Source organism: Nocardia sp. NPDC023733 (genome assembly GCF_040639775.1).
GTDB lineage: Bacteria > Actinomycetota > Actinomycetes > Mycobacteriales > Mycobacteriaceae > Nocardia > Nocardia rosealba.
The window spans coordinates 21,698-34,859 of record NZ_JBFAAN010000006.1 but is presented as its reverse complement, the minus strand read 5'-3'; the positions used below and the strand labels follow the sequence as shown (position 1 = coordinate 34,859).

At 67.6% G+C, this 13,162-nt stretch carries 13 protein-coding genes; 6 read left to right on the top strand and 7 right to left on the bottom strand.

Translation table 11 applies throughout. The features are described 5' to 3' along the window. Window positions 1-5 precede the first annotated feature (5 nt). A complete protein-coding gene (locus tag AB0F86_RS22265; protein ID WP_056821080.1) occupies window positions 6-209 on the bottom strand; it encodes a cold-shock protein in 204 nt (67 codons plus the stop codon). A 221-nt stretch (window positions 210-430) separates the two neighbouring features. Between AB0F86_RS22265 and AB0F86_RS22260 the strand changes: the two genes are divergently transcribed. Together AB0F86_RS22260 and AB0F86_RS22255 are read left to right on the top strand one after the other, a co-directional pair. Continuing rightward, window positions 431-1,426: a hypothetical protein gene (locus tag AB0F86_RS22260; RefSeq protein WP_181697960.1), complete on the top strand. Its 996-nt coding sequence runs from the start codon at window positions 431-433 to the stop codon at window positions 1,424-1,426. A 115-nt stretch (window positions 1,427-1,541) separates the two neighbouring features. Next, window positions 1,542-4,058: a DUF262 domain-containing protein gene (locus AB0F86_RS22255; RefSeq protein ID WP_225281155.1), complete on the top strand. Its 2,517-nt coding sequence runs from the start codon at window positions 1,542-1,544 to the stop codon at window positions 4,056-4,058. Here the strand turns inward: AB0F86_RS22255 and AB0F86_RS22250 are convergent. Further along, a complete protein-coding gene (locus tag AB0F86_RS22250; protein ID WP_356985041.1) occupies window positions 4,055-4,312 on the bottom strand; it encodes a hypothetical protein in 258 nt (85 codons plus the stop codon). The genes AB0F86_RS22255 and AB0F86_RS22250 overlap by 4 nt on opposite strands. A 94-nt stretch (window positions 4,313-4,406) precedes the next feature. Between AB0F86_RS22250 and AB0F86_RS22245 the strand changes: the two genes are divergently transcribed. Together AB0F86_RS22245 and AB0F86_RS22240 are read left to right on the top strand one after the other, a co-directional pair. Continuing rightward, window positions 4,407-5,357 (top strand): endonuclease/exonuclease/phosphatase family protein, encoded by a 951-nt coding sequence (locus AB0F86_RS22245; protein WP_356985040.1) that lies wholly within the window; start codon window positions 4,407-4,409, stop codon window positions 5,355-5,357. Window positions 5,358-5,431: 74 nt separating this feature from the next. Further along, window positions 5,432-6,883, top strand: coding sequence for a metallopeptidase (locus AB0F86_RS22240; protein ID WP_356985039.1), 1,452 nt, complete (start codon window positions 5,432-5,434; stop codon window positions 6,881-6,883). A gap of 1 nt (window position 6,884) precedes the next feature. Here AB0F86_RS22240 and AB0F86_RS22235 read toward each other — a convergent pair whose 3' ends face one another. From AB0F86_RS22235 to AB0F86_RS22225, 3 genes are read right to left on the bottom strand one after another with little or no spacing between them, the layout of a single operon-like run. Continuing rightward, window positions 6,885-7,346, bottom strand: a complete 462-nt coding sequence (locus AB0F86_RS22235; RefSeq protein WP_181697955.1) for a 6,7-dimethyl-8-ribityllumazine synthase — start codon at window positions 7,344-7,346, stop codon at window positions 6,885-6,887. A gap of 24 nt (window positions 7,347-7,370) precedes the next feature. Then, complete coding sequence (locus tag AB0F86_RS22230; protein WP_356985038.1) at window positions 7,371-8,204, bottom strand: lysophospholipase; 834 nt, start codon at window positions 8,202-8,204, stop codon at window positions 7,371-7,373. Continuing rightward, on the bottom strand, window positions 8,201-9,652 hold the full coding sequence (locus AB0F86_RS22225; protein WP_356985037.1) for a M20/M25/M40 family metallo-hydrolase: 1,452 nt from the start codon (window positions 9,650-9,652) through the stop codon (window positions 8,201-8,203). The genes AB0F86_RS22230 and AB0F86_RS22225 overlap by 4 nt, the downstream gene beginning before the upstream one ends. Window positions 9,653-9,752: 100 nt before the next feature. On the opposite strand from AB0F86_RS22225, the gene AB0F86_RS22220 reads away from it, so the two are divergent. Further along, entirely contained in the window at window positions 9,753-10,499 is a 747-nt protein-coding gene (locus tag AB0F86_RS22220; protein WP_067487348.1) for a DUF4191 domain-containing protein, read from the top strand. A gap of 51 nt (window positions 10,500-10,550) precedes the next feature. Here AB0F86_RS22220 and AB0F86_RS22215 read toward each other — a convergent pair whose 3' ends face one another. Both AB0F86_RS22215 and AB0F86_RS22210 read right to left on the bottom strand, forming a co-directional pair. After that, window positions 10,551-10,934 carry a YrdB family protein gene (locus AB0F86_RS22215; protein ID WP_356985036.1) on the bottom strand — a complete coding sequence of 128 codons (384 nt, stop codon included), beginning with the start codon at window positions 10,932-10,934 and terminating at the stop codon, window positions 10,551-10,553. A gap of 39 nt (window positions 10,935-10,973) precedes the next feature. Then, window positions 10,974-11,426: an RDD family protein gene (locus tag AB0F86_RS22210; protein ID WP_181697951.1), complete on the bottom strand. Its 453-nt coding sequence runs from the start codon at window positions 11,424-11,426 to the stop codon at window positions 10,974-10,976. Between the two features lie 253 nt (window positions 11,427-11,679). Between AB0F86_RS22210 and glnA the strand changes: the two genes are divergently transcribed. Beyond that, window positions 11,680-13,116, top strand: a complete 1,437-nt coding sequence (gene glnA, locus AB0F86_RS22205) for a type I glutamate--ammonia ligase (protein ID WP_067487357.1) — start codon at window positions 11,680-11,682, stop codon at window positions 13,114-13,116. The last annotated feature ends 46 nt before the right edge of the window (window positions 13,117-13,162 follow it).

Here is a 13,162-nt window from a genome sequence, read left to right as displayed (position 1 = left end):
CGAAATCAGATGGCGCGGACGTCCTGAGCCTGGGGGCCCTTCTGGCCCTGACCGACCTCGAACTCCACGCGCTGGCCCTCTTCGAGCGACTTGAAGCCCGAGCCGCCGATGGCCGAGTAATGCACGAAGACGTCGGGGCCGCCTCCGTCTTGGGCGATGAAGCCGAAGCCCTTTTCGCCGTTGAACCACTTAACAGTGCCTTGAGTCATGTTTTTAAAAGTCTTTTCCGTAGGTGAGCCACGGCGATCACTTGCGATCAGCCCAGTCTCAGCGTCCAAGTATGCCACACTCGTCAGCAAACCGCGCATCCGACTGCATCACACCACCGTATGGGCGGAGTCTGCGGAAATCCCCGGGCGTGTCGCACGCGGTTTCGGTCATCCTTCGGCCTCCCTCACCCGCCGCCGCGAAGTGTGCCAATCTGGGCACCATGGACATCGACCTCGCCATGCGGGTACTCGACGCACACGTGGCCTTCGAGAAGCAGCGGCTGCGCGATCCCGCGGGTTTTCTCGAACTGATCACCGAGGAGGTGGACGGCGCGCTCGCCGAGGCCGACGTGCTCACCCTGGCCGAGGCCGTCACCCGCGAGCAGATCAAGGCCGTCGCGCACAAGTACGCGGTGCAGTTCCCCGTCGAGGGCGCCATCCCCGAACTCGTCGGTGAGGTGGCCGCGCGGTTGTACAACCATCGCGTCAACGACGAGATCGAGGTCGGCGAGGTCGTCGACACCCGCCACTTCGACGACCTCGTCGACGCGATCGCGGGCATGGAGGTGACGCACCGGGTCCTGCGCATGGTGCTGAACAGTCCCGTCACCGTCGACGCCTGCGTGGAGGCCGTGCAGCGCGCGGTGGTGACCGCGGTCGACGACGGGCGCCATGTGGAGGGCGGCGGGCTGGCCGCCTCGCTACGTGGTGCGCTGTCGCGGCTGGCCGAACCGGCGATGCCCGTGATCGAGAACGGCGTCGGGCGCATCACCCGCACCGGTGCGCGATTCGTGTTGCGCGGCAACAGCAACGACGCCGACGAGGTACTCATCGACACCGCCCGCGAGACCTGGCGCAAGCACGTCGGCGATTCGGTCGGCACCTTCCGAGAGGTGGTCTCGGCCGACGACGTCGAGGACATCGTCGTGCTCGCCTTCGAGTTCTGGCGCTCCTTCCGCGACACCGACTACTTCCACGCCCTGCTCGACGAGGGCATCGACCATGTCTTCGACAAGTACGGCGACACCGCGCTCACCGAGCTCTTGGCCGAGCTCGGCGTGAGCCGCGCCGACATCATGGAGGAGGCATTGCGTTTCGGCCCGTCGGTGCTCGAAAAGCTCGACGAACGCGGCTATCTCGACGCACTGTTGCGACGCAGGCTCGCACCGTTCTACGCCTCGGCGGAGTTCCGTGCCGCGGTGGCCGGGACCGGGTAGCGCGGCACTCGACCCGCCAGTCCTGTTCGGGCGCTGGGATGTCGGAGCCTGTCGGTACGATCCGTGCGACGATGGGGCGGTTCGCCGCTAGGAGGAACGCGATCGAAAGGCTGCCGTGACACGTCTGTCCACCCTGCTCGACCAGATCGATTCCGGGGCCGTGCTGCTGCCGGAGTTCCAGCGCGGGTACGTGTGGAACCGCGATCAGGTGCGTGGGCTCATGCGGTCGCTGTACCTGGGTTACCCGGTCGGTGGCTTGCTGGTGTGGGAGACAGGATCCGACGACATCGCGGTGCGCGGCACGGCCGCCGGCTCGGGCCTGCGGCAGCTGCTGCTCGACGGCCAGCAGCGCATCACCACCCTCTACGGCATCGTGCGCGGGAAGGCGCCGTCGTTCTTCGAGGGCGACGCCGTCGCGTTCACCGGCCTCCATTTCGATGTCGAGCGTGAGCTTTTCGAGTTCCAGGTGCCAGGTCGTGACATCAGTCCGGCGTGGATCGATGTCACCGAACTGTTCGCGCTCGGCCCGATGCACTACATGTCCAGGTTCCCCGACGAGTCGCCGGAAACTCTGGCGCTGTACCTGGACCGGTTGAACAAGCTGCGCGAGATCACCCACCGCGAGTTCAATGTCGAGACCATCACCGGCTCGGACCGCACGGTCGACGAGGTGGTCGACATCTTCAACCGGGTGAACTCCGGCGGCACCAAACTCTCCAAGGGCGACCTGGCGCTGGCCACCCTGTGCGCCCAGTGGCCGCAGGCGCGCGGCAACCTGCGCGATCACCTGATCCGCTGGGACAAGGACGGCTACACCTTCACCCTCGACTGGCTGCTGCGCAATGTGATCGCGGTCGGCAACGGGCGCTCCCATTTCGACGCGCTCGGCGACCTCGAACCCGCCGAATTCGAGCTGGCGCTGAGCGAGTCGGCGCGTCAGGTCGACACCTTCCTCGACACCGTCGCAGGCAGGCTCGGCCTCGACCACGACCGAGTCCTCATGGGCCGCTACGCGATTCCGGTCATCACCCGGCTGCTCTTCCTCAACGGCGGGCAGTTCGACAACGACCTGCACCGCGACCGGGTGCTGTACTGGTACATCCATTCGGCGCTGTGGGGCCGCTTCAGCGGGTCGACCGAGACCTTTCTGCAGCAGGACTACGACACCCTCGAACGCGGTGGTATCGACGCGCTGATCGCCTCCCTGGAACGCTTGCGCGGCGGCTCGCTCGACCTGTGCGCCGACGACTTCGCCGGTGCCACCCGAGGTTCGCGATTCTACCCGCTGCTGTACCTGCTCACCCGGGTGGACGGATCGCGCGATCTCGGCACGGGAACCGAACTCGGCATCGAACAGTTCGGCGACCGCACCCCGGTGCAGGTGCACTACCTGTTCCCCAAAACCCTGCTGCGCGAATACGGCTACGAACGCAACGAGATCAATGCGATCGCCAACTTCTGCTTCCTGAGTCCCGGCTCGGAAGCCGAAGTGGGCGAGCGTGAACCGGCCGACTACTTCGCGGAGATGGAGCGGCGCAACCCGGGCGTCCTAGCCTCGCAGTGGATTCCCACCGACCCCAACCTCTGGCGCGTGGAGAACTATCGCGAATTCCTGCGCGCGCGACGCATGCAGCTCTCGCGGGCGGCCGATACGTTCCTGGAGAAGCTGCGCACGGGCAACCTGCACCGGCCGACGCTGCTGACGGTCGGCGTCGCCGGTGTCACGGTCGGCGACCCGGCCGTCGACCAGGTGAACGCCCTCGTGGAGGACCTCGTCGCCGACGGCTTCGGTTTCCCGCTGCTCGACAGCGAGGTCTCCGACCCCATCACCGGCCGCGAACTCGCGGTGGCGGAGGCGTTCTGGCCCGAGGGCCTGCAGCCCGGTGTCGGGATGCCCGTGGTGCTGCTGCTCGAACCGGCCGACGCCGACCTCACCCGCTTCTCCCAGCTGGGCTACGCGGTGTTCACCTCCGTCGACGCCCTGCGCGGCTACGTGGAGAACCTGCGTGCCGAGGCGTCCGGCGCCCCCGGCTTCGACGGTCCCGCCGCCGATGTGGCCGCGCTGGCCGAACGGCTGCCCGCCACCTGGGTCGGCAACTCCGAACTGGTCTGGTTCACCTACTCGTGGGCGCTGCTCGAGCAGGACCGGGCGAGCGGTCCCGAGGTGGTGGAACTCAGTCCCGAACAGGTCGCGTTGCGCTACATCGCGCTGTGGGCGCTCACCCGCACCTTCTACATCCACGCCTTCGACCAGGGCAACCCCGGGGAATGGCGCTACTACCTCGGCGACGCCATCGGCCCCAACCCGCTGATCCCGCGTGAGTGGCTCGCCGAGCGGGCGGTCCAGTCCGGTGCCCTGGCGCCCGGTGCGGTCCCCGGTGACGAGGACATCGCGATCGCCCTGGTACACGGCGTCATCGATACCGTCGACGAGGTGGCCAACGCGCTCACCCACATCCTGGGCGGGCCGGGCCTGTTCGCTTCGCTCTGGGCCTCGGCGGGCGCGGCCGAACACTACGGTTATCCGCTGTCGACCGATCAGATCAACGACCTCATCAACCAGGTCGTCAACGATCCGGCGTCGCGAAAGATCCAGGCCTACAACTGGATCGAAGCGGGCATGCCGCTCTAGTCCGGTGCGCCGGTCACGCGCTGGAAGGTCGTCACGAATTCGCGCAGGGCATCGGGGTCGGCCGTTTCCACGGTGATCGGGGTGCCCGCGCGCACGTCGAGTTCCGGCCAGCAGACGGGCAGGACCGGCAGCTGCACGGTCCGGGTACCGATGGTCACGGTGATCGCGGGGGTGCGGCTCGTCGCGACGGTCATCAGGTTCTCGACGGCCTGCTCGGTGAGCTGCCCGGCGGCACTGAATTGTTCGATGTACACGGCCACCTCCTTCTCGGCGGCCAGTGTATGCCCCTCAGAGAATCCTCAGAGGCACCACAGCGAGGCCCGATGCGTGCCCGCTTAGGCTGCTCGCATGATGCGTGAATGGATGGATCGAGCACTGCTCGTCCTGGGGTGGGGCGCAGTGATCGCGGCGGTGGCCGGGATCGTGTTGCACGTCGGGAACTGGCAGCAGAAATCGTTGGTCTTGCTGGCTTCGGGGGCGATGTGGCTGATGCTCGGCGCCGTGGTGGGGGTGGTGTTGCTGCTGCTCGCGCGCGGGTGGCGCAGTGCCGCCGTCGGGGCCGCGGTGCTGGTGGGGGCGGGCGCGCTGGTCGTGCCGTCCTACGTTCCCGAGGCGCGCGCCGCCGACGGGCCGGAAGTGGTTGTGCTGCAGTCGAACATCCTCTTCGGCAAGGCCGACCCGAACGCGGTGGTCTCGACGGTGCGCGACAACGACGTCGACCTACTCACCGTCGAGGAACTGACCTTCGACGCGATCACGGCGCTGCGCGCGGCCGGGCTGGAGGAGCAGCTTCCGCACGTCTACCTCGAAGCGGCCCACGCGGGCGGCGGCGGCACCGGAATCTACAGCCGCTACCCCTTGCGCGACACCCGGAAATTCGACGGATTCGTGATGAGCAACCTCGGCGCGACCATGGAACACCCACAGCGCGGCCCGATCTCGGTGTTCGCTTTCCATCCGATGCCGCCGAACCTCGACTTCGTGGCGTGGTCGAACGAGATGCGCCGGGTCGACGAGATCCTCGCCGCCACCAGCGCGCCCGCGATCGTCGGCGCGGATTTCAATGCGACCCAGAACCATTCGGCCTACCGGGCACTGCTCGACGGCCCGTTCGCCTCGGCCGCCGACCAGACCGGCGACGGCATCCTGCTCACCTACCCCGCCGACCGCCGCTGGGGTCCGCTGCTCGGTATCGACTACGTGCTCGTCGCCGGTGGCGTCGCCGAAGACGTTCGCACACTGACCCTTCCGGGTACCGACCATCGCGCTGTGCTCGCCACGCTCCGAATGGACCGCTGACACTTCTGGATTACCATGTGAGCGCTCGACAGCGGAGGCTTCGTGTCCGCGTCATTTTCCGGGGAGGACAGCGTATGAGAAGACATCGGTTCGGCGTGGCCGTGGCCGCGGCACTGATGAGCGTGGGGGTGCTGGTCACCGGTTGCTCGACGGCGAACACCGTCGCCGGCGACCAGGCGGTACCTACGCAGGACAACCCGTGGGAGGTGGCGGGCGCGACCTCGAGCGAGGGACCGAGCGGCCCACGCCCGGGTGTGCCCGACACCGACAAGAAGGCCGAGAACACCGACAACGGTGCCATCGACAAGCTCGCGATGAACGCGATCGCCGACATCGAAGAGTACTGGCAGGGGGAGTATCCCAAGACTTTCCGCGGCGACTTCAAGCCCGCCTCGAAGTACATCTCGTGGTCGGCGCGTGCCTCGGAGGCCGAGTCGGTGGAGTTCTGCTTCGGCAGTACCTACAAGCTGGTCAACGCGGCCTACTGCCCGCTCGACCACACCATCGGCTGGGACCGTGAGGTGCTGTTGCCGCTGCTGGTCGACAAGTACAAAGAGATGTCGGTGGTGATGGTGCTGGCCCACGAGTACGGGCACGCCATCCAGGCGCAGGCAGACCTGCTGCGCGGGTTCCTGATGGACGGCCTGGTGAAGGAACAGCAGGCCGACTGCCTGGCCGGTGTGTTCCTCCGCCATGTGGCCGAAGGCAATTCGAAGCACTTCACCCTCAACACCACCGACGGCCTCAACGGTGTCCTCGGCGCGACCGTCGCCGTGCGCGACCGCGACCCCAACGATCCCGACGCCATCCACGGTTCGGCGTTCGAGCGGGTCACCGCGGTGCAGATGGGTTACACCGACGGCGCCAAGGCGTGCAAGGCCATCGACAAGGACGAGATCGCCAAGCGCCGCGAGGGGCTGCCGGTCACCTTCGAGGAGGACGAGCGCGACAAGCAGTTGCCGGTGAACCAGGAAACGCTCAGCACGCTCGCCACCCAGCTCGGCAAGTCGATGCCGGTGCAGAACGCGCCCGAGTTCGACTACAGCGGCGTCACCCGCGACTGCGCGAAAACGACTACGACCGAACCGGTCTCGTACTGCCCGTCGTCCAACACCATCGGCACCGACGTGCCCGCCATGGCCAAGCGGGCCGGAGAAGGCGCGAGCGGTAAGGAGGAGCCGCTGTCGGCGGTCGTCACCGGCGACTACAACGCCGCCGTGGTGTTCGTCTCCCGCTACGCCCTTGCGCTGCAACAGGATCGGAAGGTCTCGCTGACCGGCGCGGCCACCGCCGGCCTTCGCACGGCCTGCCTGTCGGGTGCGCTCACCACGAAACTCAGTGAGCCGGGCAGTGATCCGCGACTGTCGGCGGGTGACCTCGACGAAGCGGTCTCCGGCCTGCTCGCCGACGGCCTCGCCGCCGGCGACGTCGACGGCAAGGTGGTGCCGAGCGGATATCAGCGCCTCGAGGCCTTCCGCACCGGCGTCCTGCAGGGCGAGCAGGCCTGCTGGACTCAGTTCCAGTAGGTCAGGAAACCGGCAGCGATCGGAGGGAGCTGAGGGTGTTCGCCACCGCGCGGGCAGCCTCGGCTCCCTTCGTCACGAAGTGGTTGGTGTAGTAGTCCACGTGCTCGCTGTGCTCGTGGAAGTGATGCGGGGTGAGCACCACCGAGAACACCGGCACGTCGGTGTCGAGCTGCACCCGCATCAGTCCGTCGATGACCGCCGAGGCGACGAAGTCGTGGCGGTAGATGCCGCCGTCGACGACAAGGGCGGCCGCGACGACGGCCTCGTAGCGGCCGGTGGCGGCCAGGCGCTTGGCGTGCAACGGGATCTCGAAGGCACCCGGCACGTCGAACACCTCGACCACCGCCGGGTCGAAGCCCAGACCGGCGTACTCGGCGAGGAAACCCTCGTGTGCCTTGGTGACGATGGAGCTGTGCCAGCTGGCACGGATGAAGGCGACGGCGCCCGGAGTGGTGTTTCCCATGGTCGGAGTCTACTAGCCGACAAGTTACTTGTCGGTAATATGGTTCGTGAGCCAGTCGACGACGTCGCCGATCACCTCGTCGCGCTCGGGTTCGTTGAAGACCTCGTGGTAGTAGCCCGCGTAGCGGCGCACGGTCTTGTCGGTGGAGCCCGCGTCGCGTTCGAGTACGTCGGAGCTCGACGGCGCGGCGATCGCGTCGCCGGTGCCGTGCAGTACGAGCAGCGGTGCGGTGAGCGAGCCGAGGCGTTGTTTCACCAGGTCGGTGTGACGCAGGATTTCCACGGCGGTGCGGGCGGGCAGCTTGCCGCGGAACACCAGCGGGTCGTTGTCGTAGGCGCGAACCACGTCGGGATCGCGGCTGATCTGCGACGAATCCAGTTTCAGCACACCGAGATTCGGGGCGAACCGGGTGAGTAGTGGTGCGGCGGCCCGCTGCACCGGGTTGCCGAGTGGGATGTCGAGCGGCGGCGCCGATACCACCACGCCGGTCACGTCGAGGGGCGCGCGGGTAGCCAAGTGCAGCACGACGAGAGCGCCCATCGAATGCCCGAGCACGAATCGCGGCAGCCCAGGGTTGGCGGCACTCGCGAGGTCGAGCAGGCTCGCCACATTGTCGGCGGCGGCGTCCATCGATTCGATGTTGGCGCGACGACCGCCCGACTGCCCGTGCCCGACATGGTCGAGGGCGTACACCGCGAACCCGGCCTCGGCCAGCGCGGCGCCGAGGTATTCGTAGCGGCCGGAGTGTTCGGCCACGCCGTGCACGAGCGTCACCACCGCGCGCGGTGTCTCGGGTCGCCATGCGCGCCACACGATTCGGCCGCCGTTGCCCGCGAAGTCACCGGTCTCGGTTGTCATTGCTGCGTTCCTGTCGGCTCGGGCGCTGTCCGGCCGGTCGTGGCCTGCTCGGGTGCGTCGCTCGACGCGAGCCACTGGATCAGACGCCGATTGAATTCGATCAGCCGAGCGTAGTTGAGCCGTGAGATCCGCTCGTCGGTTCCGTGGATACGTTCCAGGTCTTTGGCGTCGAGCACAATCGGCGCGAAGTTGCAGCGCGTTTCGACCAAATCGTCGTAGTGGCGGGAGTCGGTCGCACCGGGCACCAGGCCGGTCGTCGTCACGATGCCCGGCACCAAATCGGTGGCGATGTCGGCGATGACGTCGTAGGCGGGTCCGGCGCCGCTGACCTGCGACGGTTCCGACGTGGGGCCGACGAGCTCGACCGTCACGCCGTCGTCGCCGATCACCCGGCGGCAGTGCGCGAGGACGGTCGCGACCGAATCACCGGGCAGAATACGGAAATTCACCAGCGCCTCCGCGCTCTGCGGCAGCACATTGGCCTTCACCCCACCCGTGATCACCGTGGGTGCCGTCGTCGTGCGCACGAGCGCTTCCGTGCTGGGAGCCAGTGCCATGATCCGGGTGAGCAGCGGTGCCGCGAGCCGCGACAGCACCTCGGAATCGGTGAGCCCGAGCAGCTTGCGGCGTGGCCCGGGCAGGGCCACGCGCATCCGGGCGAGCATGTCGGCGATCACCGGCGTCAACCGCAATGGCATCGGCCGGTCCTGCACCCGGGCCACCGCGCGAGCCAGCCTGCCCACCGCGGTCTGGCGCCCGGGCATCGAGGAGTGCCCGCCGGTCTCGGTCACCGAGAGCCGCACCGTCGCGTAGCCCTTCTCGCCGAGCATGATGCTGGCCACCGGGCGGTCCACACCGTCGGCGACGCCGTCGGTGATGACACCGCCCTCGTCGAGCAGCAGATCCGCGTGCACGCCGAGATCGCGCAGGTGCTCGGCCATGCGCACCGCGCCGCCGTCACCGAACACCTCCTCGTCGTGGCCGAAGGCCAGGTAGACCGTGCGGCTCGGCCGGATGCCGTTCCGCAATGCCCACTCCACGGCCTCGAGAACGGCGAGCACCCGACTCTTGTCGTCGATCGCGCCCCGGCCCCAGATGAACTCGTCGTCGACCACACCGGCGAACGGTGGATGGGTCCAGCGTTGTGGGTCGTCGGCCGGGACCACATCCTGATGGGCCAGCAGAATCGCCGACACACCCTCCTCGACGCCCGGCCAGCGGTAGAGCCTGCTGCGGCCGAACAGGGTGAGCTCGAGTTCGGCGTGGGTCAGCGGGAACGCGGCCTCGAGGTGCTCGGCCAGGCGGGCGAACTCGGCGTCGGCGCTGCGGGCGGGATCGTCGGCCGAGACGGTCGCGCAGCGCAGGGCCGCGGCCAGCCGTTCGGCCACCTCGTCGTCGGCACCGTCGGTGACGGGGGAGTGGGCACTGTTGTCGGTGATCGGGCGCACCTGCGCCATTCTCGCCGGACACGCGGCCGAAAGTGCGGCGAATCGTCGCGAGTGTCATGCGGTCCGACCGGCGCGCGACGGTGCATCTAAGCTGAACACCATGGCAGGAGGCAAGGGCGGCAAGCCGTCGAAGGAAGCCAAGGCCGCGGCTAAAGCGGCCCGTAAGCAGGCATCACGCGAACGTCGTCAGCAGTTGTGGCAGGCGTTCAACATGCAGCGCAAGGAAGACAAGGCGCTGCTGCCGCTGATGATCGGCGCACTGGTGGCCACGACGGTGGTGTTCTTCGTCATCGGCCTGATCTTCGACATGCAGTGGTTCCTGCTGCCGCTCGGTCTGCTGCTCGGTGTGCTGTTCGCCTTCATCATCTTCGGGCGGCGCGTGCAGAAGAACGTCTACCGCAAGGCCGAAGGCCAGGCGGGTGCGGCGGCGTGGGTGCTGGAGAACCTGCAGGGCAAGTGGCGGGTCGCCAACGGCGTGGCCGCGACCACCCAGCTCGACGCGGTGCACCGCGTGATCGGTCTGCCGGGCGTCATCTTCGTCGCCGAGGGTTCGCCGCAACGGGTCAAGTCGCTCATCGCGCAGGAGAAGAAGCGCACCGGGCGCCTCATCGGTGACACCCCCATCTACGAGGTGATCGTCGGCAACGAGGAAGGGCAGACACCGCTCAAGGATCTGCAGAAGTTCCTCACCAAGCTGCCGCGCAATATCGACGTCAAGCGGATCGACCAGATCGAGGGCAGGCTCTCGGCCCTCAGCTCCCGCAGCGGCGGTCCCGCGATGCCCAAGGGCCCGATGCCCCCCGGCGCGAAGATGAAGGGCATGCAGCGCGCCATCCGTCGCCGCTGATCCACCCCGTCGCGAGCCCGTCACCGTGCAAGGTGACGGGCTCGCCGCTTTTCAGGCCTGGGGCGTGCGGCCGGTCAGCAGCCACAGGACACGGTCGTAGGCCAGCAGGTGATAGCCGACGAGGACAGCGGCCGAGATCAGCGCCAACCGGGGCAACGCCGCTGCCCACAGGGCCGCGGCCCCGCCGAAGAGCACAGCGAGCTCGACGCCGAGCCGCACCGGACCGGGGACGGCAACCGGCGCGTCACCGCTGCGGCTCGGGTCGTCGGGGACCGCGAGCGTGCCCCACAGCACAGCCGCCGCGACCGGCAGCACCACGACGAGCAGATATCGCCACGGGGAATCGAAGGCACGCCAGCCGAACACTCCGAACGAGGTGATGGCGATCAGTTCGAGGAGAAAACGTACGGCCAGCAGGGCCGGATTCAGTGACACGGCCTGATCGTATGGCCGCGCCGCACGCCGCGCGCTCGATCAGCGGGCGTTGACCAGGGCGGTGCCGGTGGCCTGGTCGTGCATGCCGCGACCGTCGGCATCGGTGAACAGCGCGGGCACCACGAAGAACACCAGCACCTGCCGGGCCAGCGCGCGCACGAACCCGACCGGCACGGGCGCATCGATGCGCGCCACCCGCATCCGCAGGAAGTACTGGCCGGGGGTGAACCCGAACAGCGTCACCGCGAGCACACCGATCACGAACCACACCAGCAGCGGCACCGACGACGACGCGAAACTGCCGGTGATGACGGCCGCGATGCCCACCGCGATGAACCAGTCGACGAACAGCGCGACCACCCGCCGCCACGTCGGGGCAAGCGACCCCGCGCCCTCGCGAGGCAACCCGTAGAGCTCGCCGGGGTAACCCGAGGTCTCGTCGTCGCCTTCGGTGGGATTGCCCGAGAGCCATGTGCCGGTGATGCGCGCCATGAGTTCCAGGATAGAGCCGGGTCAGCACCCGCTCCCGACCGCATTGACGGAGGTCACGTGAGCGCGCGCGGGTGGAGATGGCAGGATTGGGCGTGCAGGTCGCGCCCGGATGGCAGACATCACCGTCGCCCGGCATGCGCGTAACACTGGCGAAACACAGCCTTGACTGTAGGGAAACACCGCGTCCATAACGTCAGGTCGCGACGAACCCACGCATCGTGACGGGCTGGGAACCGATCCGTAAGGAGAACAAGTGACGTTCAGCACGGCCGAAGAGGTCATCCAGTACATCAAGGAACAGGACATCGAGTACGTCGATATCCGTTTCTCGGACCTTCCCGGCGTCCAGCAGCACTTCTCGATCCCGGCCAAGGCGTTCACCGCCGACCTGGCCGAAGAGGGTCTCGCGTTCGACGGTTCCTCGGTGCGTGGCTTCCAGTCGATCGACGAGTCGGACATGCTCCTGCTCCCCGACTTCAGCACCGCCCGGATCGACCCGTTCCGTGCCGCGAAGACGCTCAACCTGAACTTCTTCGTGCACGACCCGTTCACCCGTGAGGCCTACTCCCGCGACCCGCGCAACATCGCGCGCAAGGCGGAGGAGTACCTGCGTTCGACCGGTATCGCCGACACCGCGTACTTCGGTGCCGAGGCCGAGTTCTACATCTTCGACGGCATCCGCTACGGCTCGGGCATGAACGGCTCGTTCTACGAGATCGAGTCGATCTCGGGCTCGTGGAACACCGGCAAGGAGTTCAACCCGGACGGCAGCCGCAACCTGGGCTACAAGGTCCGCAACAAGGGCGGTTACTTCCCCGTCGCCCCGTACGACCACTACGTCGACCTGCGCGACAAGATCTCGACCAACCTGCAGAACGCGGGCTTCGAGCTCGAGCGCGGCCACCACGAGGTCGGCACCGCCGGTCAGGCCGAGATCAACTACAAGTTCGGCACCCTGCTGGGCGCTGCGGACGACCTGCAGCTGTTCAAGTACATCGTGAAGAACACCGCGTGGCAGGAAGGCAAGTCTGTCACCTTCATGCCGAAGCCCCTCTTCGGTGACAACGGCTCGGGCATGCACGTGCACCAGTCGCTGTGGAAGGACGGCAAGCCGCTGTTCCACGACGAGGCCGGCTACGGCGGCCTGTCGGATCTGGCGCGTCACTACATCGGCGGCATCCTGCACCACGCCCCGTCGCTGCTGGCGTTCACCAACCCGACCGTCAACTCCTACCACCGTCTGGTGCCGGGCTACGAGGCCCCCATCAACCTGGTGTACTCGCAGCGCAACCGCTCGGCTGCCGTGCGTATCCCGGTGACGGGCAACAACCCGAAGGCCAAGCGCATCGAGTTCCGCGCGCCCGACTCCTCGGGTAACCCGTACCTGGCCTTCGCCGCCATGATGATGGCCGGCCTGGACGGCATCAAGAACAAGATCGAGCCGCTGGCTCCGGTCGACAAGGACCTCTACGAGCTGCCGCCCGAGGAGGCCAAGAACATCCCGCAGGCCCCCACCAGCCTCGCGACGGTCATCGACCGCCTCGAGCAGGATCACGACTACCTTACCGAAGGCAACGTCTTCACCGAGGACCTGATCGAGACCTGGATCCAGCTCAAGCGCGACAACGAAATCGCGCCGGTGAACCTGCGTCCGCACCCGTACGAGTTCGAGCTCTACTACGACGTGTAAATCTCACCTGTGCGAACGGGCCTGATCGGCCCTTCGGTTCGCAGCT